The following is a 25,976-nucleotide window of genomic DNA, read 5'->3' on the forward strand; positions in this document are numbered from 1 at the left end:
TTTTTGTTTCAGCGTTTTATATTGAAGGATAGTTCGTGATCTTTCAATGCATCCCCACTATTACCCTCGATATGTCTAATCTTCAGTTTGAAGTTTTTATTCTTTTCAAATTCTGACTTCTTAAGCAAGAATACTAAATATTTATCGCCTCTTTGCCCGCTCTTAACATCCCCAGAATCGCTCTCTAACGAACCTTGGTTAAAATAATGCATAGCATCAGTATCTAAAAATGCACTAAATTGATTGATTGGTAATGAATCACTTGATCCGTTTTTGACTGTCATCTTGACTGTAACTGCAACAATGTCTTCATTGCCGAAACCTCTGAAAGAGTTTTTGAATGAATCAGTTGGATCTAATTTTGTAAATTGTACGCCTGTCAATGTAAGCTCAATATTATTCTGAGACTGTTTCTCGTTAATTTCATTTTTCTGTTCCAGTAACGTTTTTTCAGCAATGTTTTTGGTAACAATCTGATCATCAAAGAACTTGTTATCACTTTTTTGTTTTTTAGCGGAAGCATCTGATAAAGGAAAATCAACGATTTGTTTTTCTCCCAAGTGTTCTCTCATCATAGAATCTTTAGAAGCATTAGAGACTACCAGTTTTGATTTTTCTTTAACAAGAATTTCATATTTTTCTTTCGATAATTCATATTGAATGAATCCAGTTTTAGATTCCCCTTTATCGTAGTATGCTGGATTACTTGGCGTACCATCTTTTTTAGGCTTTACCCTGTCTGTTTCATCAACTAAACTGACGTCCGGTTGTTTAGTATTGTATTCATCTTTCCCCTGAACTGCCGGATTGTTGAAATAAGCCTTGCCGCCTGTCTGGTTTTCTACAGTGGCTTTAAGTGTTATTACATATCCTTCTTTATCTCCGTCAAAACTGTACGGCTCGTTTTCAGCATTCTTCACATGAACCACTTGATAGTGAGATACCTTGAATTTAAATCCATCGAAGTTCAGATCGATTTTCGGATTTGCGTTATTGAAAATGACATCTGCTTGCCCTTTAGTTGAATCTGCAATATAAGAATTCAAAACACCATTCTTTGCAGACTCCGAAGATGTTTTATCTGTAAAAGAGGCATTATTTTCTTTACTCTTTGATTCAGATTGTGATGTTGTTTCGACTTTTTTCTCAGCTTTCTTTGTTGAACCGTCATCATGATTACTGCAAGCAGATAGTAATAATGCAGTTGAAAGAACAGAAATTACCCCCATTTTTTTCTTCAATTTCATAATCCTCCTATGATAATTAAAATAAAAAGCTACTGTTCGGATCAGTAGCTCAAACTATAATAATCAAGGTTAAAAAATCTTATCCGGTCATCAAAATGATCTTAATACATGGACATAAATTTATAATTTACAGTTTTCTTAGTGCCCGTGTTGGTAAGTTTGAATCTATAACTCGCAGAGTAGCTTTTTGATGCCTTGTTATAATACATACTCGTTTTCCCTTTTTTCTTAGCGTAAAATGTTTTTACATTTTTCCAACCTTTACTTGTCTTCTGTTGAAGAACAGCTTGGATTTTTCCACTTCCTGATCCATTAGCTGTTAAGAAACCAGACACTTTGCCTTTATAATATGGATGGAATACTGGAGTATATGTGTAATTTTTAAAAGAACCTGAATGCCAGTATTCAGTCCAAAGTCCACCTGTTTTTTTCCAGTCTTTAGCTTGTGCTTTGTTATTCGCAAGGTCAACGGCTGTAAAGCTTGTCAATGCAATAACCAAAGCGGCTAATATCATAATTAACTTCTTCTTCATTAAGTAATACCTCCTATGTCAATATGGTTCATTAATCATCACTTTAAATATAATAATAGTAATCAGAAGATTTTACATCCGACTAAAATACTAAAATTTGGAGATATTTACGTATTTTCGGACGGAAAATGACAAAAGACTCGTTTCTTTAAGTCTGTTTTTGCATTTCGCCATAGGTTAACAGTCGTTAAATTTGAACCTTCATCTCTGGTATGTGGTTATATTGGTCTAATCAGGGTGTTAAGGAAAAAATGCTGCGTTATTGCGGATCAATTATAGAATTCTCCTGGATAAATCTAGAAAAAGGCTTTTTCTCTTGTATTTGCTGTCGAATTACCGTTCTGTTATTTAATCATGTTTGCTTTTTAAACCGCTCAGAAACGAATCTGAGCACGTTTAGAGGTTTCTCCAATATTAGTCCTTCCAAACTATTATCTTAGACTCTATCCTTAAAAAAAGGCTGTTGTCTATGAGATCCGGTCACTCCACAGCATTCAGAACAGCGGTACTTTTCTAAGTTCCCTTCTGCTCCATAGCGCTATTTATTGCTTTAAATGAAAACACCCTAAAGATATGGCTAGGGGGCAATTCTTAGAAAAACAAACGCCTCACTCTTGATATACTACATATCAAAATGTGATGGGTGAGCGCTTACAAAAAAAGACCGTAAAAAAACACCCCGGCTGGTTGCCGGGGTGTTTTGGTTATTCTGCAATCGCGTCTGTTAAAACAGGAACGACTTGTTTCTTTCTGGATACGACGCCTTTTAAAAGGGCCGTGTTGTTTTCTAACGTCACGTTGAATGCTTTTTCCACTTTTGACGCTTGATCACCGATGGCAAGCGCAAGGGAATCGTTTTCCAGAATATCCGTAATCACGAGAAGGAAGAGGTCAAGGTTCTTCTCGGCAATTACTTTTGAAAGAGCCGCTTCTAATTCCGGCTGCCGCTTTTTGACATCTTCAATATCAACTGTGTTGACTTGGGCGATTTCGACTTTTTTGCTGCCGAGCGTGAACTCTTTCGCATCAAGAGAAATCAGTTCTTCCACAGTTTTTTTGCTTAAGTCGGCGCCCGCTTTCAGCATGTTTAAGCCGTACTCTTCCGCATCTACGCCGGCAATTTCAGCAAGCTCTTTTGCCGCTGCGATATCTTGCTCCGTGCAAGTCGGAGATTTAAATAACAGAGAGTCGGAAATGATTGCTGACAGCATGAGGCCCGCAATTTCTTTCTCGATTTTCACGTTATTTTCTTTGTACATTTTGTTTAAGATCGTAGCCGTACAGCCGACCGGCTCAGCACGGTAGTAAAGAGGTTCCGCTGTTTCGAAGTTGGCGATACGGTGGTGGTCGATCACTTCAAGAACCTGAACGTCTTCGATATCTTTGATGCTTTGCTGGCGTTCATTGTGGTCAACAAGGATGACGCCGTTTACTTCGTTTGCGGCTGTTTCCACCAAACGCGGGCTTTCCTGCTTGAAATAATCAAGCGCGTATTGTGTTTCGCCGTTGACTTGTCCAAGGCGGACGGGCTCAGCATTGAAGCCGAGTTTATTTTTTAGATCAGCGTAGGCAATGGCAGAGCAAATGGTATCTGTGTCTGGGTTTTGATGTCCGAAAATAAGAATTTTTTCCATAATAACTCCTTGTCCTTTTTTGTAGTGTAAACAATCTTTTTATAGTTTAACACGTCTTGCGGAGGGTGTAATCTTCAAAACCTTAAAAATTGATGTGAAAAAGAAGCATTTTTGTTGAGCGGTGAGGAGGATTGCGAGTAAAATACTGGGTAAGTCAGATGCTAATCAGCATATAGTATCAAAAAAGGTACTATGGAGGATGAAAAATGAACATATATCCGAATAAAGAAGGTTGTCCGGTTGAACTGACGCTTTCCGTTATCGGCGGAAAGTGGAAGGGTATTTTGTTTTATCATATGATCGGCGGAAAAAAGCGGTTTAATGAGTTTCGGCGCATTTGCCCCAGCATTACGCAGCGTATGCTGACGCTTCAGCTTCGCGAGCTTGAGGCGGACGGCATCGTGCATCGCGAGGTATATCAGCAGGTGCCTCCAAAGGTGGAGTATTCTCTTACCGAATTCGGCAGGTCGCTGGAACCGATCGTTTTGCAAATGAAGAAATGGGGAGATGCCAACCGGGAGTTTCTCGAGACATACCGGGAAAAAACGTCGCCTCAAGATCAGTCCGCTCAAAAATAAGAAGCAGCAAAGGATTAAATTCCTTGCTGCTTTTTTTTATTTCATCGCGATGGCTTTTCTGGCGTTGCGCACATCATTCTTCAGCAATTCGCTCAGGTTGTAAGCCGGATATTGACCGCGTTCTTCCATATACTCAAAGACCATTTGATGCCACTTGATGGCCGCGTTTAAGTGCTTGACGAAAACGTGTCTTAATTGGGGTGTGGCCGTCTCTGTAATGGCTCCGGCGTAATTGCGCACAGACGTTTTGGCCATGCTCAGCAGGCCGCCGCTGTAAAACGCGGAATCAGCGCGCTCTTCTGTTTCATCCTCACGAAAAGCGGGAGCTTCAGGGAAGAAAGGAAGCAGTTCACGCAGATTTTGTTCCAGCGAATGGATGGAAAATCGGTAAAGCTGTTTTAATCTGGCATCGCTTACGTCCCGCTCTGTTCTTTTTAATTTCACAAGTCCGTTTGCCTGGAAAGCCACTAACTCATGCAGTTCTAACGTTTCATGCCATGCTAATGTTCTCCGCTCGGTCATAGTGTAAGAATCTCCTTTATCCTTCATTTTCACTTTCAGCATATGCCCCGGTCCCGATGTTGTTCCTGATGTTTTGAAGTTTCCAGAAAGGGAAACTCAATGTAAAGGAAATACGAAATAGAGGTGAAACTATATGTGGGACATGATAAAGAACTTCTTCCTTTTCAGCAGCGGGGTTTTACAGGCGACCACTCTCTTACTTATCGTTATCGTCTTGTTATATGTACGAAAAACCAAAAAGAAAAACAGAGATACTTCTGGTTTCATGGATGATCAGGATCACTGATACAACGGGCATTCTTTCACGGGGATGTCCGTTTGTCTGTTTTCATGTTTCACATGGAACATTACGGCTGTCCGCGCTCATTTTACTTGCGATTTCGACTTATGTTAAAATATATACGTGTATTTTGGAGAGTTTATGGAAAATTCAGGTCTTGAAAGAGACATTGCGGCGTCAAAAGAGCAGTCGTCTAAGCTGCTCTTTTCTATTCGTATGTTCGAATGATACAAGGTTTGAGGTGAGTAAGTGAAAAATACAAGGGCTCTAATAGAAGGCGCCATTTTGATCAGTATTTTTGCAATCATTTCCCTTTTGGTCGTGTACCTCCCTTTACTGGGGGCAATTCTTCTCTTTGCTTTGCCGCTGCCGATCATTCTTTACACCATTCGGCACGGTCTGAAGCCCGGGGTTTGGATGGGGCTTGCCAGCCTTCCTGTCAGCTTTATTGTAGGTTCGTTTACCGGGCTTACAGGCGCTTTTATGGCGGCCTGTACGGGAATCGCCATGGGATATTATTTTAAAAAGAAACAGCCCGGCTATGCGGTTGCTGCCGGCGCTATGGCGTATGTGCTGTGCGGCGTCGTTTTTTTTGTGGTCAGCATCGTGTTTCTTAATATGAATGTGATCGATACCACCATGTCCCAGCTTCGGGAGTCGATGTCTTTAGCAGAAACCATGTCAAAGCAGCTCGGTTACGGAGATCAGTTCGGGAAGCAGATCAAGCTGATGGAAAGTCAGCTGAGCACGGTTCAATATCTTTTTCCGACAGTGCTCGTATTGACCGGCATCGTTTTTTCTTTCCTCAGTTATGCTATGGCAAGGCCGCTTTTACGGCGATTTTCCCCTGATCTTCCGAAGATGAAGCCTTTTAGAGAGCTCAAACTCCCGCAAAGCGTTGTCATTCTGTATTTTATTGTGACGATATTAGGGTTTCTGCCTTTAGAAAAAGGGCATATGCTGTATTCGGTTTCATTGAATGGGGGATTTATTCTCAGCTTGCTGATTTGTATTCAAGGGTTAGCGTTTATTTTTTTCTATTGCCGCGAAATGGAGATGCCGAAAGCCGTTCCTGTTTTAGCAATTGTGCTGGGTGTGCTTTTTCCGCTCATCTTGTCCGTGTATCTCCTCTTAGGCATCATTGACATAGGCTTTAACATAAGAAATAAGGTGACGCGAAATTGAGTGTGACTTACAGGTGGGGAGTTGATAGAAATGCCTAGTTTTTATGAAAAACCGTTGTTTCGGTATCCCATCTATGCATTGATTGCATTGTCAATCATCATAATCCTCATCAGCATTTACTTTAACTGGCTGATAGGAGCCATCGGCGTTGTGCTGCTCGCCGTGATCCTGTTTTTCATTAAGCGTGCGGATTCTCTGATCAGAAAAGAAATTGACGATTATATCTCCACGTTATCGTATAGATTGAAAAAAGTAGGCGAAGAGGCATTAATGGAAATGCCTATCGGGATTATGCTGTTTAATGATCAATATTACATTGAGTGGGCGAATCCGTTTTTGTCTTCCTGTTTTAATGAAAGTACGCTCGTCGGGCGCTCGCTGTATGACACATGCGAGGCCGTCGTGCCGCTGATCAAGCAGGAGGTCGATTCGGAAACGATCACCTTGAATGAGCGGAAGTTTAAAGTAGTGATTAAAAGAGATGAGCGGCTGCTCTATTTCTTTGATGTGACAGAACAGATTCAGATTGAAAAGCAGTACGAAAATGAGAGAACCGTGCTGGCATATATCTTTTTAGATAACTATGATGACGTCACACAGGGGCTGGATGACCAAACGAGAAGCACGATGAACAGCCAGGTCACCTCATTATTAAATGCGTGGGCGCAGGAGTACGGCATTTTCCTGAAACGGACGTCCTCGGAGCGGTTTATCGCGGTGTTAAATGAACACATTTTAACGGAGCTTGAAAACGCGAAATTTTCGATTTTGGATGAAATCCGTGAAAAAACATCCGTTCACACTGTATCTTTGACTCTCAGCATCGGGATCGGCGCATCGGTTTCTTCCTTGAAGGAGCTTGGAGATCTGGCGCAGTCCAGTCTCGATTTGGCTCTCGGCCGCGGAGGCGACCAAGTGGCGATCAAAATGCCGAACGGCAAGGTGAAATTTTACGGCGGCAAAACAAATCCGATGGAGAAACGCACAAGGGTGCGCGCCCGGGTGATTTCTCACGCGCTCAAGGAGATTGTCTCAGAAAGCAGCAATGTCATTATCATGGGGCACAAATTTCCTGATATGGACGCAGTCGGAGCCGCAATCGGAATATTGAAGGTGGCGCAGGCCAACGGCAAAGAAGGCTACATCGTCATTGATCCGAACCAGATCGGATCAAGCGTTCAGCGCCTGATTGAAGAAATTAAAAAATATGAAGAGCTGTGGTCGCGGTTCATCACGCCGGAAGAGGCGATGGAGATTTCAAATGACGACACGCTGCTTGTCGTCGTTGATACACATAAACCGTCCCTTGTGATGGAAGAGCGTCTCATGAACAAAATCGAGCACATCGTTGTGATTGACCACCACCGCAGAGGCGAGGAATTTATTAAAGACCCGCTGCTCGTTTATATGGAGCCATACGCTTCATCCACCGCAGAACTCGTGACGGAGCTGCTTGAATACCAGCCGAAGCGGCTCAAAATCAATATGATTGAAGCGACGGCCCTGTTAGCTGGTATAATAGTGGATACGAAGAGTTTTTCCCTTCGCACGGGCTCGCGGACGTTCGACGCCGCTTCTTATTTGAGAGCGAAAGGCGCAGATACGGTTCTGGTGCAGAAAGTTCTCAAAGAATCCGTCGGTTCTTATATCAAGCGGGCGAAACTGATCCAGCATACAGCTCTTTATAAAGAACATATCGCGATTGCTTCTCTTCCTGAGAACGAAGAGGAGTACTTTGACCAGGTGCTGATTGCGCAGGCGGCTGATTCCCTCTTATCGATGAGTGAAGTGGAAGCTTCATTTGCGGTAGCCAGACGGGATGAGCATACGGTGTGCATCAGTGCGAGATCGCTGGGCGAGGTCAATGTGCAGATTATTATGGAGGCGCTGGATGGCGGAGGGCATTTAACCAATGCGGCAACCCAGTTATCGGGCATTTCTGTATCAGAAGCGCTCGTCCGGCTGAAGGAAGCCATTGATGAATATTTTGAGGGAGGCGTTCAGAGATGAAGGTTATTTTCTTACAAGATGTAAAAGGTAAAGGAAAAAAAGGCGAAATGAAAAACGTAGCAGACGGTTATGCACATAACTTTCTCATTAAAAAAGGCCTCGCTGTCGAAGCAAATGCGACAAACATCAGCGCATTGAAAGGACAGAAAGAAAAAGAGAAAAAAGAAGCGATTGCCGAGCTTGAAAGAGCGAAAGATTTGAAAGAAACGCTTGAACAGCTGACTGTTGAGCTGAGTGCCAAATCCGGTGAAGGCGGCCGCCTGTTCGGGTCTGTCACAAGCAAGCAGATTGCAGAAGCGCTGCAAAAAACGCATAAGATTAAAGTGGATAAACGGAAACTGGAGCTCCAAGACGGTATCCGCACACTGGGATATACAAACGTTCCTGTAAAGCTGCACCCTGAAGTTCAGGCTGTGCTGAAGGTTCACGTAAAAGAAGAAGCGTAATACACAATGAAAAACCCGCCGATCCGGCGGGTTTTTTTCATGCAGCAGACGGCGCAGCGCAAGAAAATGATGAGATTGTTTCATTTCCGATCGTTACCAGATTGCATATTATATTACATCATAACGAAGGATGTGTCGGTATGAAACGATTTTTTTCTGAAACATATTTTAATAATCCGGAGAATAAAAAGGCGCTGGAGCATTATCCGCTGATCGGAGACGGAAAAGACGGGGAAGTCTACCGCTTAACACACAACAAATGCATAAAATACTTCTTTGAAAAAGGGACATGCAAGAAGGAATTGGCGGCTTTAAAGACCGGACAAGGTTCCCCGGTGATTCCAAGACTGTATGAATACGGAGATCGTTATATTGTGATGGAATACGTCCAAGGCACCTCTCTTGCCCGCCATATCAGAAAAGAAAAATCCCTGTCCGTCAAACTGACTGCTGATATTTTAAATATGCTGGATGAATTAAAAAGAATCGGTTTTACCAGATGGGATGCCGAAATCAGGCACATTCTGATCAATGAACACGGAAATCTTAAAGTCATCGACCATAAAAGAGCTTTTTCCGCTATTACCCGGTTTCCCGTAAAACTATTAAAAGGACTGGACAAATACGGCTTGGCGGATGAGTTTTTGAATACTATAAAAAAATTAAATCCGTCACGTTACCTGGAATGGCAGCCGCACATGTAAGTTTCTGAAAATCCGCACATGTAAGTTTCCTTTTTTTAGGGTCGTCATATGATATTTGTAACATTTGTTTGGTGGAGTGTGGAAAAAATGGCAGAATACATTATGGTTATCGGCGCTCATCCCGATGATGAACTATTGGGAGCAGCGGGCACCATAAAACGGCTGATCAATGAAGGATATAAAGTGATTTCCATTATTACGGCATTAGGAAGAAAAGAAGAAGCTCATCATATTAAACAATTAGGCGAACGCGCGAATCAAGAGCTTGGAATTGAGAAAGTCATCTTTTTGGAGCATACGAATTTAGAGCTGGAATGTATCCCTCTTCATAAGCTTGTCAAAGAATTAGAGCAGCTCATTCGCGTCTATCAGCCTGATAAAATCTTTACACATCATTACGGCGATATCAATATGGACCACCAGAGAACATTCCAAGCAGTTTTAACAGCCGCCAGACCGCTTCCGAATCAAAAGCCTATCGAACTGCTTACGTTCGAAACGCTATCTTCAAGCGAGTGGGAGAGGAATACGGCTGATAAACTCTTCAAACCTAATTACTTCGTTAACATCACAGACACAATGGATGCCAAACTCGCGGCGCTTCACCACTATGACGTAGAAATGAGGGATTACCCTCATCCCCGTTCATATGAAGGCGTTAAACATTTAGGAAGAGTCAGAGGGATGACGGCGGGTGTGGAATACGCTGAAGCTTTTGAAGTCGTGCGGAGGATCTGGAAATGATCAAGACATTTTCCGTCCCGTATCCGTATATGGTTCAGACGCTTGACCGCTACTACGGGGTCAAAACGCGCCCTCAAAAAAAGGCGGCAGTAAAGACACAGTTGAAACATGAACATCATATTCCGCGGTTATACAGGAAAAAAAAGAAGTTATCCATTTTGATTGCCACGTTTTGGGACTACCCGCACACGGGCGGTTTATCAAACTATATTAAAACGCTTAGTGAAGGCCTGAAAAAGAGAGGTCATAAGGTCGATGTCATCTCCCCTAATCTGTTTCCGTCCGCACAGGTAAAAGAACTGCGGGCGGCTGTTGTTCCGAAATTAAAAGATTTCTTTAAAGACAGATATGGGGATTATAACGATCATATTTTGAAAAATAATCGGCTGATGTTTATATACGAGCAAATGCTTCAAAAGATTCATTTGGAAAGATATGATGTGTTCCACGCTCAAGATTTATTTACAGCCAATATGTTAGGCAGGTTCAATCAAATCTATAAGAAACCTTTATTTTTCACACCGCATGGCATGTTTACTTTCAACAGACTAAAATTTCACATCTTTAAAAAAGGCTCGGTAGAAGAGTTTTATTATAAAAAACTAGAGATGAAAGCCATTGAATACGCAGATCGCCTGATTATTATCAGCGATACGTTCCGCAGCCCGCTCATGAAGCTCGGAGCCGAACAGGAAGACATGACAACGGTGATCACAGGAATCGATTACGATGCAAAAACAGGCGGGAAAAGAAAAATCCCGGTACCGAAAAATAAGATCATCATCTCGTGTATTGCAAGATTAGGCCCGAGAAAAGGTCACAAATATTTACTGGACGCACTTTCGAGAATTCCATCTGATGTACTTGAGCATGTTGAAGTGCTGATCGCGGGCGACGGAGAGATGAGGAGCGCCTTAGAGGAACAGGCTCGAAAACTGAATCTATCTATGGTTTCCTTTTTAGGAAAAAGAGATGATGTTCCCGCTATTTTGAATATGACGGACATATTCGTACTGCCAACCATTAATGATAGTCTGCCTATTTCGATTATTGAAGCGATGTTCAGCGGCTCGGCTATCATCGCGACCGATTGCGGGGGTATTCCGGATCTGATCCGCCATAACAAAACGGGGCTTATTGTCGAGCCGGGAAATGCAAAGGTTCTTGCCCGGGCTTTAGCGTTTTTTATCACTAACAAATCTGCGCGGAAGATAGCTGCTTCAAACGCAAAGGCCTACGCGGAGAAATATTTAAGCAGTGAGACGATGATAAAAAATATCGAATCGATTTATCAAAATACCAACAGCTCGGAGGGAGATCATGAAACATGAACATGCAGCCGTTGTACTTGATTTCAGTGCCAACGGGATTGGGATCATTCGCAGCCTGGCCCGAAGAGGAATCGATGTTTACGCGTTTGACACGGAGGGACCTTATCGTATCGGAAAATCAAGATTGGCAGATTGCGGGATATGTCCCAGCCCTTTAACACAAGAGGAAGAACTGCTGACATTCCTGACTGATTTCGGGAAGCGATTCCAAGCAAAGCCGGTTCTGTATGCAGGTTCTGATGATTATGCGGGATTTATATCTAAATTCCGCGAGACATTAGCCGGTTTTTTTTTATTTTTGCTCCCGAGCCGCTCTCTGTTAGAAACGGTCTTAGATAAAAGCAAAGCATATGAATTAGCGGTCAAGCATAACATCCCCTGCCCGAAAACCTTTTTTCCGAACAACCGGGATGAGCTGGAAGAGGCCATCGCCAATATTGACTTCCCGTGTATTTTAAAACCGGTGGCCGGCCATGAATACAGAAAAAAAGTAAACAAAAAAGCAATTGTAATGAAGGATGCCGCACAATTGCGCAAGGAGTTCAGCTCCTACAGAGAAAATGGAGAACTGCTCGTGCAGGAGATCATCCCCGGAGACAACCAGTGTTTTTATAAAGTCGCCACTTTTTATGATGACCAAATGAAATTAATGGGCTTATTCTCTCTGCAAAAGAACCATCAATTCCCTGCTGATTTTGGCGCGGGGGCCCACGTCGTCAGCAAACGGCTTCCTGATTTAATCGAGAAGACCCTGCCGTTTTTTGAAGCGATTCAGCTGAAGGGAGTAGGCATGGCGGAATTTAAAAAGGACCCCCGGGACAATGTTTATAAGTTTATCGAAATTAATCCGCGCTTTTGGCTCAGCCATAGCCTGACAGAACCGGCAGGCATTCATTTCGTTTACATGTACTATCTGTATTTGACCGGACAACATGTGAAGCCCCAGCTCGAACAAAAAGACGGAATCAACTGGATTTATGAGGTGCGTTACTTCTTAACGTTTTTGAAGAAACGAAAAAGAGGAGAAATGACGTTCCGGGATTTTTGGAAAGGATTTAAAGGAAAAAAAGAGTACGCTCTTTTTGCTTGGAATGACCCGATGCCATTTATCAGAAACACTTGGTCTCATCTCAAAAACAGCTGGAAACGGAAGCGGAAGGAAGATCGGCATGTATGAAAAGGATCTTTTGTATGACGCATTTCAAAAACTGAGAATTGACGAAAAACTGTCGTATTCGTTCGGTGAAAGGGCCGCGGTGAATCCGGATGACATCACATGCCTGAAATCAACAGACAGAAGCGCCATTTATAAACTGTTTGTAAAGAAAAAATCCGGAATTGTTCCGCTGATATTGAAGGTGTATAAATCTTCACGTGAAAAAAACAAGGTCGAGATTAATATATACGGGAAAGCCCGTTCTGTTTTAGGGGATTTGCTGCCGGACATCTATCTTATAGAGGAAAGTGACCATGAAACGTGGATATTTATGGAGTTTGTCAGCCAGATCAGAGGACAGCTTACATTTCATCCGAAGCATTTCAAGTATATTATTCCGTCTGTCGCAGAACTGCACAGCCGCACCTTTGAAAACAAGACTGTTTCTGACGGTAAATGGCGGTCGTGGCTGCCGGTATACGAATCGGAAACCATGAGAAAAGGGCGTAAAAAGCAGATCAAAAAGACAGCGGAATTATTGGATAGAGCTCTTAAAGATGAGCGCACAAAAGATATCGTGAAGCCTCATTATCGGCAAATCACAAACTTGTTGGAGCAGGAGGAGCCGGATTTTTTCCCTGAATTGATCCAAAACGGCTCAGCCATCACACACGGTGATCTTCATATGCAGAATATCTGCACCCACAATGCGTCCGGACATGAACCGTGGGATATTCAATTCATCGATTGGGAATCCGCAAAGTACGCGCCGGTTTGGTTTGATATGACGGTGCTGGTCGAAATTCTGCTCGGCTTCAGAAAAGACTGGAGCCGGCACGCAGAAGATATTCGAACGTATTGCGTAAAAGTGTATACGAAAGAAATGAAAAAGCGGGGCATTCATTTTCAGACCCCTCCTATGACGCTTTATAAAATGGCTTATTTGCAGAGAACACTTGAGAAAGGGCTTCATACCCAATTGCGGAGAATCTTCGACAATCGGGGAGGAGAACTGCTGCCGTATCATGTTGACAAAGTGTCAAAATGGGGACGGGAATTAGGATTATAAGTTTAAGAGAGGGGGAGCGGATTTGAAAGAAGAGATCGGCAAGCCGAACGGTCTGGTGCCTCTTGCCTTATTGCGCGTCATGGATCAATTTTACGGGATCGAACATCAAAGTGAGCCGGAGATGCTGTATTCGTTCTGTGCGGAAGGAAAAAGCTCCCCCAAACGAAAAAAGCCATTGCGTATTCTGTACGCAACCTTTCTCCGTTACCCGAATGTCGGAGGACTGGCGAGTTATATCACGTCAATTAAGACGGGTTTTGAGCGCATCGGTCACCAGGCGGATGTCATCTCGCCGCTCCAAATGCCGCCAACTTTTTTTCAGGAAGATATCCCGCGGGCCGCTGACGAGATCAGAGCGTTTCTTGTTGGCAGATACGGGGCCGCAAACGAAAAGTTTGTGAAGAATCTCAGCTATTTACATGTCTTTCAAAGATTTTTGAAGGAGAAGGACTTAGAACAATATGACCTGTTTCACGCGCAGGATTTATTTGCGGCATTTTTGCTGGGATACCTTAATCAAACGTATCGGCGTCCGCTTTTTTTCACGCCGCACGGACATTTCACGAAAAGCCGGATGAAGTTTCATAAAATCCAAAAGGGTTCAATAGAAGAGGCATATTTCAGTGAAATAGAAAGGCAGGGTATTCGGGCTTCGGATAAAATCATTACAATCAGCGACTCCTTTCACGAGCCCTTGCTGGAGTACGGAGCGAAGGAGGCTCAGCTGACGACTGTTCATACCGGCATTGACATCCGGGTTGCACCCGAGCCAAAACGTGCTGAAAAGGTCGTGATTGCGTGCGTTTCCCGTCTGACCGAGCGAAAAGGACATGATGTGCTGCTGGACGCTCTCGCCCGCATCCGGCACCATTTATCCGGAGTGGATATATGGATCATCGGGGACGGAAACATGAGAGGGTTTCTGGAAGAGAAGAGACGGAAACTGGGCCTCACAAATGTGTTTTTCCTCGGAAAACGACATGATGTGCCGGCGCTTTTGGCTGAATCATCTATATTTGTCCTGCCGACATTGAATGATAATTTCCCCATAGCGATCATCGAAGCGATGTTCTCAGGTCAAGCCATTGTCGCAACTGACTGCGGAGGAATCCCTGAGATGATCCGGCACGAGGACACAGGGCTTATCTGTCAGCCCGGCAACAGCCGCGAACTTGCTGATGCCCTCGTAAAGCTGATTACGGATCAGTCTCTCAGGGAACGGCTTGGAAAAGAAGCGCGCTCCTATGCCGGCCGGCATCTGCGTCAGGAACTGATGGTTTCAAAAATAGAAAGGATTTATCAATCATTTTTCTGAATGATACCGGCGCCGCATGGCAGGTGCTTCAAGAGCAAAATAAAGAGGCCGGTGTTTAACTATCCAGCCTCTTTCCGAGCTGTTTTTTCATCTCATACAGAGTCTGCTGACTTTGTCCGCCCGGGCCGCCTGTCATTCCTCATCGGGCTGAGCCTGTTTTTCCGGTGCTGTATCGGTCAGCTGAGATTTTTGTGCCGTTCTTTTTAATCCATGAGACAAGCTTTGTGTTGCCTGAATTGTTTCCGGATAATAAGAAATAGTTCACTTTTCCTTCGTCAACAAGTTTTTTCAGCTGTGAGACGGTTTTACCGAAATTTTCTTCATGGAAAAAAGAGGCGGAAAGCCATCGCTTCCGCCTCCCGCACATATATATGAGAGAGCAGCCTTTATTTGTGATCGTTCTCTTTTTGGATTTCAGCTAATTTGGCAAGCAGAATGTGCTGAGGCATGTGCATGATTCTCTCAAGCGGCATATTCAGTGATTCTGCGAGCTTTTGCGCCGTTTCGGCGGAAATTTGCAGCGGTTTCATGTGATCACTCCTTCCGTTTCTTTATTGTACTAAAATCAGAAATCTATCGTAAGAGGATATGACAAAGGAATGGAGGTTTGAAAAGCGGGGCTTTATAACAGAATGGGGGAGGTTTTTTATGCAATCGCCATTGATGTTATTACAGCTGAAGCTGGCTGATTATCAGAAAAAAGCCGCAGAACTGCGGACAATTGACGAATTTATCATACTGAAACAGACATTGCAGGACATGATGAAAGTATTCGCCGCCTTTGAAGAATGGGAGCTGTATCAAAAAACGGCCGATCTCATGGCGCAGACGGTGCTGCACATCCGTTTCATCGAATAAGAAAAGCCCTCGCACGGGCGAAGGCTTTTCTTAAAAGGAACGTTCCTCTTCAATGTTTTTATGCTGATCATAAATGACAAGCTTAGCCGGGCTGTTCTCTTTCGCCATCTGCTCCGCTTTTTCAATCGCCGCGTCCTTTGATGTACAAAGAGCCGTCGGCGCCACATTTTCCACCTTCACAAACCATCCGTCCGCATCAACACTGGGTGTTACTGCATATGTTTTCATCCTTCTTACCTCCCGGTTTCGATTTATTTATTTGTTTCCCGGCATTCGGAACGGTAAAACACATAACCCTCTCCTGACAAATACAGGGAAAGTGATATTTTTCTATTCTTTTTCATGAGAAATGGTAAAATGAAATTTGGATATTTTTTAAGGAAAGGACGGTGCTTAGCATGACAGACCTTCTGAATGATCGGCTGCCGCCGCAAAACATAGAAGCTGAGCAGGCCGTGTTAGGTGCTGTTTTTTTACAGCCGTCTGCGTTGACACTGGCTTCTGAAGTGTTGATTCCGGATGATTTCTACAGAATGTCACATCAAAAAATTTACAATGCCATGCTCGTGCTCGGAGACCGCGGTGAACCGGTTGATTTGGTCACGGTAACGTCAGAGCTTGCGAATACCGATTTGTTAGAAGAGGTGGGAGGCGTCTCTTACCTGACGGACATCGCGAATTCCGTTCCGACAGCGGCTAATATAGAATATTACGCGAAAATCGTTGAGGAAAAATCCATTCTCCGCCGTTTAATCAGAACGGCGACCTCGATCGCTCAAGACGGGTATACGCGCGAGGATGAAGTTGAAGATTTATTAAGCGATGCGGAAAAAACGATTATGGAGGTCGCGCAGCGAAAAAATTCGGGCGCCTTCCAAAATATTAAAGACGTGCTTGTTCAAACATATGACAACATTGAGCAGCTTCACAACCGGAAAGGCGATATTACCGGGATTCCGACCGGCTTTATCGAGCTTGACCGGATGACGGCGGGTTTTCAGCGGAATGATTTGATCATTGTCGCAGCCCGTCCGTCTGTGGGGAAAACGGCGTTTGCCTTAAATATTGCGCAAAACGTGGCCACCAAAACGGATGAGAGCGTCGCGATATTCAGTCTTGAGATGGGTGCCGAGCAGCTTGTCATGCGTATGCTCTGCGCCGAAGGGAATATTAACGCCCAAAATCTCAGAACGGGTAATCTGACGGAAGAAGATTGGGGCAAGCTGACGATGGCGATGGGAAGCCTGTCAAACAGCGGTATCTTTATAGATGACACCCCCGGCATCCGCGTCAGCGAAATCCGTTCAAAATGCCGCCGGCTGAAGCAGGAGAACGGATTGGGCATGATTTTAATTGACTACCTGCAGCTCATTCAGGGAAGCGGCCGTTCGAGCGACAACCGTCAGCAAGAGGTATCGGAAATTTCACGGGCGCTAAAAGCGCTGGCGCGGGAGCTCGAAGTCCCGGTCATCGCCCTGTCTCAGCTCTCCCGGGGTGTTGAGCAGCGGCAGGATAAACGTCCGATGATGTCAGATATCCGTGAGTCGGGAAGTATTGAGCAGGATGCCGACATCGTCGCCTTCCTGTATCGTGATGATTACTATGATAAAGAATCCGAAAACAAAAACATCATCGAAATCATTATCGCCAAACAGCGTAACGGCCCGGTGGGCACCGTCTCACTGGCTTTTGTGAAAGAATACAATAAGTTCGTAAATCTGGAAAGGCGCTTTGATGACGGCGGTGTTCCGGCAGGTGCGTAAAGCCTCAAGCAATGTCTTGAGGCTTTTTTTCATCCGAAAGAATGAGAGAATGCCGTCTGTTCGGCAGTCGATAAAAAGAAAGCGCTTTTATATAATGGCATTAAGGGAGGGATGATGATGACAATTGAATTTCCGCAATTTCAAGCGGCGCAAATCCGGATTGCCCGGCCGACCGGACAGCTCAAAGAAATCATCAGGTTTTATGAAGAAGGCCTCGGATTGAAGAGGGTCGGCAGTTTTTCCGGACATGAGGGCTACAGCGGCGTCATGTTCGGCCTGCCGCATACGCAATATCACTTAGAATTCACCGAAGAAACCGGCTCGTCTCAGCCGGCGCCCGTTCCGCACGGCGACAGCCTGCTTGTCTTTTACATCCCTGATCAGCAGGAGGTCATTCGCATCAGCACGAAATTAAAGCAGATGGGATATGAGGAGAAAGAACCCGAAAACCCGTACTGGGAAGAAAAAGGCGTGACCATCGAAGATCCTGACGGCTGGCGGATCGTCCTGATGAATACAAGCGGAATATAAATGACTGTCTGAAGAACCCGGGATATGGGTTCTTTTTCGTGTTAAAGTATGAAAGTTTCGGGAGTAATAGATAGCAAATGAAAGAGAAAACGCTTTTAATCAGGTTTAAGGCGAACAAATATAGAATAATAAGATTTTAATGTTCGGATTTACGATTGACTTTCTGTTTCGGCACTGATACACTTAATTTGTTTGAATGAGATATCGTTTTGAAAGGTTAACGGAGGTGCACGGATATATGTCTTCAGTAGTCGTAGTAGGTACGCAGTGGGGCGATGAAGGAAAAGGTAAAATTACAGATTTCCTATCAGAAAATGCAGAAGTGATCGCACGTTATCAAGGCGGAAACAATGCAGGACATACCATCAAGTTTGATGGCGTCACGTACAAGCTTCATTTAATCCCATCAGGAATTTTTTATAAAGAAAAAGCGTGTGTCATCGGGAACGGAATGGTTGTTGATCCGAAAGCGCTCGTAACGGAGCTTGCGTATCTTCATGAACGCAATGTGAGCACGGATAACTTGAGAATCAGCAACAGAGCCCACGTCATTCTTCCATACCATCTGAAACTGGATGAAGTAGAGGAAGAACGCAAAGGGGCCAACAAGATCGGCACAACGAAAAAAGGCATCGGACCTGCTTATATGGACAAAGCGGCGCGGATCGGCATCCGGATCGCAGACCTGCTAGATCGTGACGTGTTTGCAGAAAAGCTTGAACGGAACCTTGAAGAGAAAAACCGTCTGCTGGAAAAAATGTATGAAACGGAAGGCTTCAAAATTGAAGATATTCTGGATGAGTATTATGAATACGGCCAGCAGATTAAAAAGTATGTATGCGATACATCCGTCGTTCTGAATGACGCGCTGGATGAAGGCCGCCGCGTTTTATTTGAAGGCGCTCAAGGGGTTATGCTTGATATTGACCAAGGGACATACCCGTTTGTCACTTCATCCAACCCGGTCGCCGGAGGGGTGACGATCGGTTCAGGCGTAGGTCCGACAAAAATCCAGCACGTCGTCGGTGTATCTAAAGCGTACACAACCCGTGTCGGTGACGGTCCTTTCCCGACTGAGCTGAAAGATGAAATCGGAGATCAAATCCGTGAAGTCGGACGCGAATACGGCACAACAACAGGCCGTCCGCGCCGTGTCGGCTGGTTTGACAGCGTTGTTGTCCGCCATGCCCGCCGTGTCAGCGGAATCACAGATCTTTCTCTGAACTCAATCGATGTGCTGACTGGCATTGAAACATTGAAAATTTGTGTCGCTTACCGCTACAAAGGTGAAGTGATTGAAGAATTCCCGGCAAGTCTGAAAGCTCTCGCAGAGTGTGAACCGGTATATGAAGAAATGCCTGGCTGGACGGAAGATATCACAGGCGCAAAAACATTAAGCGATCTTCCTGAAAATGCGCGCCATTATCTGGAACGCGTATCTCAGCTGACAGGTATTCCGCTTTCTATTTTCTCTGTCGGTCCTGACCGTTCACAAACGAACGTCATCCGCAGTGTATACCGCGCTAACTAAGAATTTGCAGCAAACAAGCCTCCGGTCACGGAGGCTTGTTTTTTTATGTAGGAAAAAAATAATAGATTTTTTTCAAAAAAGTAGTTGCCACTTTCGAATGTTCTATGATATTATAAATCTCGTTGTTACGGAACAGCTTCAATAGAGTACTGCAAGAAAGCTTTTGTCTCAATGCTCTATGATACATAATCCGACACATCAAGAGCCATTAGCTCAGTTGGTAGAGCATCTGACTTTTAATCAGAGGGTCGAAGGTTCGAGTCCTTCATGGCTCACCACTTTTTATGGCCCGTTGGTCAAGCGGTTAAGACACCGCCCTTTCACGGCGGTAACACGGGTTCGAATCCCGTACGGGTCATTGATTTACTTTAGCGTTATTGCTAACTCCTTATTTGTCCTCGGAGGACCGCCACGATACGGTTCTCCGGACAAATTACTGTAAGGTCCGGTAGTTCAGTTGGTTAGAATGCCTGCCTGTCACGCAGGAGGTCGCGGGTTCGAGTCCCGTCCGGACCGCCATTTTACTTTACTTTATAGTATAGAAAAGAAACATCTGGCTCGGTAGCTCAGTTGGTAGAGCAACGGACTGAAAATCCGTGTGTCGGCGGTTCGATTCCGTCCCGAGCCACTTACCCAAACGCATCTGCAATAGTAGGTGCGTTTTTTCTTTTGTTATAAAAAAGGGAGAGCCGGCTTTTCAGCCGGCCCAGAAGAAGACGTCAAACACTAGACGGCGTTTTTTTTCTTGAGGTTTCAAAAAAATATTATTTTTTAAAAGAAAATAAAAAACATGACAAAAGGATGGCAGTTCAATACGTTTTTGCGCTGTTCTCTTTAATTTTTTTATCTTTTGACCTGAAACCGTTATAATAGACGGGGAACGTTTTTCACGATACGAATTGTGATCATCATGAAACATCAATAGATGAAATGAAGTCATTCTGGCAGGAGGAAAATCAAGATGATGGATAAGAAAATCCTTGTAGTCGATGATGAAAAACCGATTGCAGATATATTAGAGTTTAATTTAAGAAAAGAAGGCTATGACGTGCATTGTGCGTACGATGGAAACGAAGCCGTGGAAATGGTGGAGGAGCTTCAGCCTGATTTAATTCTTTTAGATATTATGCTTCCGAATAAAGACGGAGTTGAAGTGTGCCGGGAAGTCCGGAAAAAATATGATATGCCGATTATTATGCTGACGGCAAAAGACTCGGAGATTGACAAGGTCATCGGGCTTGAAATCGGAGCGGATGACTATGTCACGAAGCCTTTCAGCACGCGTGAGCTTCTGGCCCGCGTCAAAGCGAACCTGCGCCGCCAGCTTACGGTTGCGCCGGCTGAGGAAGAATCAGCTTCTAATGACATTCATATCGGTTCTCTCGTCATCTTCCCTGACGCTTATGTCGTATCAAAAAGAGAAGAAACGATCGAGCTGACTCATCGTGAGTTTGAATTGCTTCATTACTTAGCCAAACATATCGGACAGGTCATGACCCGTGAGCATCTGCTGCAGACTGTGTGGGGCTATGACTATTTCGGTGACGTGAGAACGGTGGATGTAACAGTGCGCCGTCTCCGTGAGAAAATCGAGGATAATCCGAGCCATCCGAACTGGATCGTCACAAGACGGGGTGTCGGTTATTACTTGAGAAATCCTGAACAGGACTAACCGGCGATGAATAAGGTTGGTTTTTTTCGGTCGATTCAGTTTAAGATCACGCTGATCTATGTGCTTCTCATTATCATCGCCATGCAGATTATCGGCGTGTACTTTGTGAAACAGGTGGAGAATTCTCTTCTCAAGTCCTATGAATTATCGTTAAATCAGCGGATTGACAATCTATCCTATTATATTGAGCAGGAATATAAAGGAGATAATGACAGCACCGTCATTAAAGATGACGTCAAACGGATTTTGAATGATTTTACGAAAAACAATGAAATACGGGAGATTACATTTGTTGATAAAAGCTATGAGGTCGTCGGTTCTTCGAGGCCTTATGGCGAGGAAATAGCGGGGAAACAGACGACTGACCCGATTTTTAAACGGATTTTCTCAACAAAACAGGCCTATTCAAAAAAATATTATGATCCTAAAAGCAAAAACAGAGTGCTGATTTCAGCAAAACCTGTCGTCACAGAGAATCAGGAAGTTGTCGGCGCGATTTATGTCGTGGCCAGTATGGAAGATACCTTTAACCAGATGAAAACCGTCAACTCGATTCTTGCTTCAGGAACAGGCTTAGCCCTTGTTCTGACGGCTCTTCTCGGTATATTTCTCGCCCGCACCATCACCCATCCGCTATCGGATATGCGTAAGCAGGCGATGGAACTGGCAAAAGGGAATTTCTCCAGAAAGGTGCGGAAATACGGGCATGATGAAATCGGTCAGCTCGCAACGACATTCAACCATCTGACGAGAGAGCTTGAAGATGCCCAAGCCATGACGGAAGGGGAGAGAAGAAAGCTTTCTTCCGTTATCGCGTATATGACGGACGGTGTCATCGCTACGAATCGCAACGGGGCTATTATTCTTTTAAACAGCCCTGCGCTTGAGCTGCTGAATGTTTCACGTGAAACGGCTTTAGAGATGCCGATTACGTCTTTATTGGGCATAAAAGAGAACTTTACATTTGAGGATTTAGTAGAACAGCAGGATTCAATGCTGCTGGAGATCGAACGTGACGATGAAACGACTGTACTGCGGGTGAATTTTTCCGTTATTCAGAGAGAGCACGGAAAAATCGACGGTTTAATCGCGGTTCTTTATGATGTCACCGAACAGGAAAAACTCGATCGGGAACGCAGAGAGTTCGTTGCCAACGTGTCTCATGAGCTGCGGACACCGCTGACGACCATGCGAAGCTATTTAGAGGCGCTTGCAGAGGGCGCGTGGGAAAACAAAGATATCGCTCCGCGTTTCTTAATGGTGACCCAAAATGAGACTGAGCGCATGATCAGATTGGTGAACGACCTGCTTCAGCTTTCTAAATTCGACAGCAAAGATTATCAGTTTAATCGGGAGTGGATTCATATGATCCGCTTTATGTCACTGATTATCGATCGTTTTGAAATGACGAAAGAACAGCATGTTGAATTTATCCGCGAGCTTCCGGACAGAAATCTGTACGTGGAGATTGATCAGGATAAAGTGACGCAGGTTCTCGATAATATCATTTCTAACGCACTGAAATACTCACCGGAAGGCGGGCATGTCACTTTCTCAGTCGATGTGAACGAGAAAGAAGAGCTGCTTTATATCAGCGTAAAAGATGAAGGTATCGGCATTCCGAAAAAAGATGTGGAAAAAGTCTTTGACCGTTTCTACAGAGTGGATAAAGCGCGCACGAGAAAACTCGGCGGCACCGGGCTCGGCCTTGCGATTGCAAAAGAGATGGTTCAGGCGCACGGCGGAGACATTTGGGCCGACAGTGTAGAAGGCAAAGGAACGAAGATTACATTTACTCTTCCATATAAAGAAGAGCAAGAGGATGATTGGGATGAGGCGTGAAAATATAAAAACAGTCATACTGTCAGTGCTGGTCGTCATTAGTCTTGTTTTAACATGGGGAATTTGGACATTCCAGCCCAATTTTTCAGAAGGCACGGCCTCAACCAAATCGACTGTCCGGGAAAAGCATAAAATTGATAAAACGAGCCAAAAAGTGTCGCAAACGGTAAAACCCCGGGATATGTTTATTCATACAAACGGCTCTCATTATAAAGTGGATGATGAGACGCTCTTTAATGACCTGTGGGCGGATTTGCCGCAATGGGAAGTAAAAGGGATGAAGGATATTTCCGATCAATACGACAAGCTCGGTTTTAAAAATTGGCTTTACGGCAGAAACGGCAATTCGGCAAAGCTCGATCTGCAATTCAATGACACCATTCCGATTGATTTCTTCCAATCGATGTTTAAATGGTCAAATCCGTCAATGGAATACAGCTCATTTGACCATATTGTTATTCCGTTTAATGAGAATAAGACGAATAAGAAGATTTACATGGTCTCGTACAGCAAGCAGCTGATTTTGGAAGTGACTGTGGAATCGGCGAATTACCGCAATCTGATGAATGAGCTGTACAGCAAAAAGTCGAGTATGCCGTTATACCACCTCTATTCGGTCGGAAAAAGCAAAGAATTTCTCATGCCGAATGCGCGGTTTAATATGAAGGAAAAAGAATTTATCACTGAAACCATTAAGACGAACCTGTTTAAGCAGACGCTTTTTAATGATCCGAGCACGGTCAGAGAGGACCCGAATTACAATCGGAATGTGCTGACTGACGGAATCAGCCGTCTGGAAATCAATTCGACACAGCGGCAGATTCAATTCCAGCATCGGAACCTGGCACAAAGCGCTTCTTACCAAACGGGTGAGCTGATTAAGAAAAGCTATAAATATTTAGAGGATACGGGAAGCTGGACGGATCATTATCAATTTTTCAATGTGAGTGATAACCAGCAGCTGAGTTTCTACATGTTTAAAGACCAAATGCCTGTGATCAACAGCACGTCTAAGCCTTTCGGATCCGGACCTGTTTTGACCCTGCAATGGGCCAATGACGAGGTTCTCAGCTACAAGCGGCCGAACTATGTTCTCGGGCCGAATCCGATTAAAACAAAAGACGTAAAAATGATGAACGGCAATGAGGTTGTGTCTCTGCTGGAGCAGCAGGATAAATACGACGTGAACAAAATCGACCAGATCTTCCTGTCCTATCAAATGGTCTCTTCTTCAACGAATGATCTCGTTGAACTGGAACCCGTCTGGAGTATGAAGATCAACGGGAAGATCGTCCCGATTACGAAAGATCTGCTGGGGAAGGAGGAGGACGATAATGGAGTGGAATAAGACAAAAACGATCTTCATCATTGCCTTCCTCATCCTCGATATTTTTCTCGGCTATCAGTTTTTTGAAAAACGCTCGAGCAGTGAATACGAAGTGATTAAAAATTCAAACGTGGAAAAAGACATGGAGATGGACCATATCACATTCGGCAACCTGTCTTCTGATTCCGCGACGGGCTACCGGCTGACGGCGGGCCAAAAGGTATTTACCGCTGAAGATATTGATGCTTTGAAGGATCAAAAGCCGTTAATGGAAATGCCGGCGGATGATCATAAGGTCACAACGCTGAAAATGAAATTTACCGATCCGGTCGGTTTATCGAAGCAAAAACCGCAGGAGGATGCGGAATCGCTCGTCAGTTCTAAAGTAACCGGCGGTGAAAAATATAAACTGTGGAAAGTCGACAAGGATCAAAAACAGATCATTTTTTACCAGACATATGACGGACAGTTTATTTATCAGGATTTTGACTCGTCCACGGATGCGATCGGACAGGTGATTCTGCATCTGAACGATAAAAACCAGGTCGTATCCTACGAGCAGACCATGCTGGAGTCATTCAAGCGAATCCAGACCGAGAGCCTGATTCCTGAGCTTGATGCGGTCGAATTATTGTATTCTCAAAATTACTTAAAAGCGAATTGCGCCGTTAAAAGCGTCAAGTTCGGCTATATTGCCCAATACCCGCTGACAAGTACGCAGGTGCTGGCGCCGGTATGGAGAATTACAATTGAAGATAAGTCAAAAGGGACGAAGAAAAAGACACAGCAAACGTACACTGTGAATGCATTGGAAAGCACAGTCATTGATAACAATCAAAATAAATAATGGAGTGAGACACAATGGGCTTGCAATTTAGCGTGCTTGCGAGCGGGAGTACCGGAAATGCGTTTTATCTGGAGACAGAGGAGCATTCTTTTCTGGTGGATGCCGGCCTGAGCGGTAAAGCGATGGACGGGCTGATGGAGAGAATCGGCCGCAAGATAGACGACGTCGACGGCATCTTTGTCACTCACGAGCACAGCGACCATATTAAAGGGCTCGGCGTCATTGCGAGAAAGTACGGTCTACCCGTCTACGCCAATGAAAAGACGTGGAAAGCGATGGAGAATCAGATCGGCAAGCTGGATACCGGACAAAAGTTTTTGTTCCCGATGGAAAGCGTGAAATCTTTCGGCGGGCTTGATGTTGAGTCATTCGGCGTCTCTCATGACGCGGCCGAGCCGATGTTTTATGTTTTCCACTACCAAGGCAGAAAGCTCGCGCTGATGACGGACACCGGATATGTGAGCGACAGAATGAAAGGCATCATCCGTTCGGCCAATGTGTTTGTGTTTGAAAGCAACCATGACGTCGGCATGCTGCAAATGGGCAGATACCCTTGGAGCATTAAGCGGCGGATTTTAAGCGATGTCGGCCACGTCTCGAATGAAGATGCGGCGCTCGCCATGACTGATGTCATCGGCGACGGCACATCGCGCATCTATTTGGCGCATCTGAGCCAAGACAACAATATGAAGGAACTGGCGAGAATGTCCGTGCAGCAGACATTGGCTGCGAAAGGATTTGTCGCCGGGGAAACGTTTCAGTTATTTGATACCGATCCGAAAATTCCGACGCCGCTGTGCGCCGTGTAATTTTTCCAAATGAATCATGATTATTAATCCGCGATCTGACCC

27 protein-coding genes and 4 tRNA genes are annotated in these 25,976 nt (G+C 44.5%); 24 read left to right on the forward strand and 7 right to left on the reverse strand.

What is annotated here, in order from left to right; translation table 11 throughout:
- Positions 1–8: 8 nt before the first annotated feature.
- The 3 genes from C5I45_RS00280 to C5I45_RS00290 all read right to left on the reverse strand — a co-directional run bounded on the left by C5I45_RS00280 (position 9) and on the right by C5I45_RS00290 (position 3,414).
- Complete coding sequence (locus C5I45_RS00280; protein ID WP_071543394.1) at positions 9–1,241, reverse strand: DUF5068 domain-containing protein; 1,233 nt, start codon at positions 1,239–1,241, stop codon at positions 9–11.
- 107 nt (positions 1,242–1,348) lie between these two features.
- The gene (locus C5I45_RS00285; RefSeq protein WP_025854049.1) at positions 1,349–1,780 is read right to left on the reverse strand and encodes a hypothetical protein; all 432 of its coding nucleotides are present in this window, start codon (positions 1,778–1,780) and stop codon (positions 1,349–1,351) included.
- 704 nt (positions 1,781–2,484) lie between these two features.
- Positions 2,485–3,414 (reverse strand): manganese-dependent inorganic pyrophosphatase, encoded by a 930-nt coding sequence (locus C5I45_RS00290; RefSeq protein ID WP_004393053.1) that lies wholly within the window; start codon positions 3,412–3,414, stop codon positions 2,485–2,487.
- Between the two features lie 206 nt (positions 3,415–3,620).
- On the opposite strand from C5I45_RS00290, the gene C5I45_RS00295 reads away from it, so the two are divergent.
- A complete protein-coding gene (locus C5I45_RS00295; protein WP_004393054.1) occupies positions 3,621–3,992 on the forward strand; it encodes a winged helix-turn-helix transcriptional regulator in 372 nt (123 codons plus the stop codon).
- A gap of 36 nt (positions 3,993–4,028) precedes the next feature.
- Here C5I45_RS00295 and C5I45_RS00300 read toward each other — a convergent pair whose 3' ends face one another.
- On the reverse strand, positions 4,029–4,514 hold the full coding sequence (locus C5I45_RS00300; protein ID WP_004393056.1) for a spore coat protein: 486 nt from the start codon (positions 4,512–4,514) through the stop codon (positions 4,029–4,031).
- 133 nt (positions 4,515–4,647) lie between these two features.
- On the opposite strand from C5I45_RS00300, the gene C5I45_RS00305 reads away from it, so the two are divergent.
- The 10 genes from C5I45_RS00305 (at position 4,648) to C5I45_RS00350 (ending at position 14,754) form a co-directional block, all read left to right on the forward strand.
- Entirely contained in the window at positions 4,648–4,800 is a 153-nt protein-coding gene (locus C5I45_RS00305; protein ID WP_004393059.1) for a hypothetical protein, read from the forward strand.
- Between the two features lie 243 nt (positions 4,801–5,043).
- Complete coding sequence (locus tag C5I45_RS00310) at positions 5,044–5,979, forward strand: YybS family protein (RefSeq protein WP_014306181.1); 936 nt, start codon at positions 5,044–5,046, stop codon at positions 5,977–5,979.
- 30 nt (positions 5,980–6,009) lie between these two features.
- Complete coding sequence (locus C5I45_RS00315) at positions 6,010–7,989, forward strand: DHH family phosphoesterase (RefSeq protein ID WP_014306180.1); 1,980 nt, start codon at positions 6,010–6,012, stop codon at positions 7,987–7,989.
- Positions 7,986–8,435: a 50S ribosomal protein L9 gene (rplI, locus tag C5I45_RS00320; RefSeq protein ID WP_004393063.1), complete on the forward strand. Its 450-nt coding sequence runs from the start codon at positions 7,986–7,988 to the stop codon at positions 8,433–8,435. The genes C5I45_RS00315 and rplI overlap by 4 nt, the downstream gene beginning before the upstream one ends.
- 140 nt (positions 8,436–8,575) lie before the next feature.
- Positions 8,576–9,139: a protein kinase family protein gene (locus C5I45_RS00325; RefSeq protein WP_032858248.1), complete on the forward strand. Its 564-nt coding sequence runs from the start codon at positions 8,576–8,578 to the stop codon at positions 9,137–9,139.
- Between the two features lie 87 nt (positions 9,140–9,226).
- Complete coding sequence (locus C5I45_RS00330) at positions 9,227–9,883, forward strand: PIG-L deacetylase family protein (protein WP_004393067.1); 657 nt, start codon at positions 9,227–9,229, stop codon at positions 9,881–9,883.
- Complete coding sequence (locus tag C5I45_RS00335) at positions 9,880–11,214, forward strand: glycosyltransferase family 4 protein (RefSeq protein ID WP_107994154.1); 1,335 nt, start codon at positions 9,880–9,882, stop codon at positions 11,212–11,214. The genes C5I45_RS00330 and C5I45_RS00335 overlap by 4 nt, the downstream gene beginning before the upstream one ends.
- Complete coding sequence (locus C5I45_RS00340; RefSeq protein ID WP_004393071.1) at positions 11,204–12,391, forward strand: carboxylate--amine ligase; 1,188 nt, start codon at positions 11,204–11,206, stop codon at positions 12,389–12,391. The genes C5I45_RS00335 and C5I45_RS00340 overlap by 11 nt, the downstream gene beginning before the upstream one ends.
- Positions 12,384–13,439, forward strand: coding sequence for a phosphotransferase (locus C5I45_RS00345; RefSeq protein WP_015387434.1), 1,056 nt, complete (start codon positions 12,384–12,386; stop codon positions 13,437–13,439). The genes C5I45_RS00340 and C5I45_RS00345 overlap by 8 nt, the downstream gene beginning before the upstream one ends.
- Positions 13,440–13,461: 22 nt before the next feature.
- Positions 13,462–14,754, forward strand: a complete 1,293-nt coding sequence (locus tag C5I45_RS00350) for a glycosyltransferase family 4 protein (protein ID WP_107994155.1) — start codon at positions 13,462–13,464, stop codon at positions 14,752–14,754.
- A gap of 139 nt (positions 14,755–14,893) precedes the next feature.
- On the opposite strand, the gene C5I45_RS20180 is transcribed toward C5I45_RS00350, so the two are convergent.
- Both C5I45_RS20180 and C5I45_RS00360 read right to left on the reverse strand, forming a co-directional pair.
- Positions 14,894–15,121, reverse strand: a complete 228-nt coding sequence (locus tag C5I45_RS20180) for a mannosyltransferase YkcB-related protein (protein WP_058906486.1) — start codon at positions 15,119–15,121, stop codon at positions 14,894–14,896.
- 19 nt (positions 15,122–15,140) lie between these two features.
- Positions 15,141–15,284, reverse strand: coding sequence for a YycC family protein (locus C5I45_RS00360; protein ID WP_014306172.1), 144 nt, complete (start codon positions 15,282–15,284; stop codon positions 15,141–15,143).
- A 118-nt stretch (positions 15,285–15,402) separates the two neighbouring features.
- Here C5I45_RS00360 and C5I45_RS00365 point away from each other — a divergent pair, with 118 nt between their 5' ends.
- Positions 15,403–15,612: a hypothetical protein gene (locus C5I45_RS00365; RefSeq protein ID WP_014306171.1), complete on the forward strand. Its 210-nt coding sequence runs from the start codon at positions 15,403–15,405 to the stop codon at positions 15,610–15,612.
- Positions 15,613–15,642: 30 nt separating this feature from the next.
- Here the strand turns inward: C5I45_RS00365 and C5I45_RS00370 are convergent, their stop codons facing one another.
- Complete coding sequence (locus tag C5I45_RS00370; protein WP_004393099.1) at positions 15,643–15,840, reverse strand: DUF2188 domain-containing protein; 198 nt, start codon at positions 15,838–15,840, stop codon at positions 15,643–15,645.
- 170 nt (positions 15,841–16,010) lie between these two features.
- Between C5I45_RS00370 and dnaB the strand changes: the two genes are divergently transcribed.
- The 12 genes from dnaB (at position 16,011) to C5I45_RS00435 (ending at position 25,934) form a co-directional block, all read left to right on the forward strand.
- Complete coding sequence (dnaB, locus tag C5I45_RS00375) at positions 16,011–17,375, forward strand: replicative DNA helicase (protein WP_004393100.1); 1,365 nt, start codon at positions 16,011–16,013, stop codon at positions 17,373–17,375.
- A gap of 117 nt (positions 17,376–17,492) precedes the next feature.
- Complete coding sequence (locus C5I45_RS00380) at positions 17,493–17,906, forward strand: VOC family protein (RefSeq protein WP_004393101.1); 414 nt, start codon at positions 17,493–17,495, stop codon at positions 17,904–17,906.
- 238 nt (positions 17,907–18,144) lie between these two features.
- Positions 18,145–19,437: an adenylosuccinate synthase gene (purA, locus tag C5I45_RS00385; RefSeq protein ID WP_004393102.1), complete on the forward strand. Its 1,293-nt coding sequence runs from the start codon at positions 18,145–18,147 to the stop codon at positions 19,435–19,437.
- A 202-nt stretch (positions 19,438–19,639) separates the two neighbouring features.
- Positions 19,640–19,715 (forward strand) — tRNA-Lys (locus C5I45_RS00390).
- Between the two features lie 8 nt (positions 19,716–19,723).
- A tRNA-Glu gene (locus tag C5I45_RS00395) sits at positions 19,724–19,795 on the forward strand.
- 84 nt (positions 19,796–19,879) lie between these two features.
- A tRNA-Asp gene (locus tag C5I45_RS00400) sits at positions 19,880–19,956 on the forward strand.
- 36 nt (positions 19,957–19,992) lie between these two features.
- A tRNA-Phe gene (locus tag C5I45_RS00405) sits at positions 19,993–20,065 on the forward strand.
- A gap of 336 nt (positions 20,066–20,401) precedes the next feature.
- Entirely contained in the window at positions 20,402–21,109 is a 708-nt protein-coding gene (gene walR / locus C5I45_RS00415) for a cell wall metabolism DNA-binding response regulator WalR (protein WP_004393104.1), read from the forward strand.
- Between the two features lie 6 nt (positions 21,110–21,115).
- Complete coding sequence (walK, locus tag C5I45_RS00420) at positions 21,116–22,951, forward strand: cell wall metabolism sensor histidine kinase WalK (RefSeq protein WP_004393106.1); 1,836 nt, start codon at positions 21,116–21,118, stop codon at positions 22,949–22,951.
- Entirely contained in the window at positions 22,941–24,299 is a 1,359-nt protein-coding gene (yycH, locus tag C5I45_RS00425) for a two-component system activity regulator YycH (RefSeq protein ID WP_004393107.1), read from the forward strand. The genes walK and yycH overlap by 11 nt, the downstream gene beginning before the upstream one ends.
- The gene (locus C5I45_RS00430) at positions 24,286–25,125 is read left to right on the forward strand and encodes a two-component system regulatory protein YycI (protein WP_004393108.1); all 840 of its coding nucleotides are present in this window, start codon (positions 24,286–24,288) and stop codon (positions 25,123–25,125) included. Before yycH ends, C5I45_RS00430 begins: the two co-directional genes overlap by 14 nt.
- Before the next feature lie 14 nt (positions 25,126–25,139).
- Positions 25,140–25,934 carry an MBL fold metallo-hydrolase gene (locus C5I45_RS00435; protein ID WP_004393110.1) on the forward strand — a complete coding sequence of 265 codons (795 nt, stop codon included), beginning with the start codon at positions 25,140–25,142 and terminating at the stop codon, positions 25,932–25,934.
- Positions 25,935–25,976 lie beyond the last annotated feature (42 nt).

The organism is Bacillus sp. ZY-1-1, from assembly GCF_003047165.1.
Lineage (GTDB): Bacteria > Bacillota > Bacilli > Bacillales > Bacillaceae > Bacillus > Bacillus velezensis.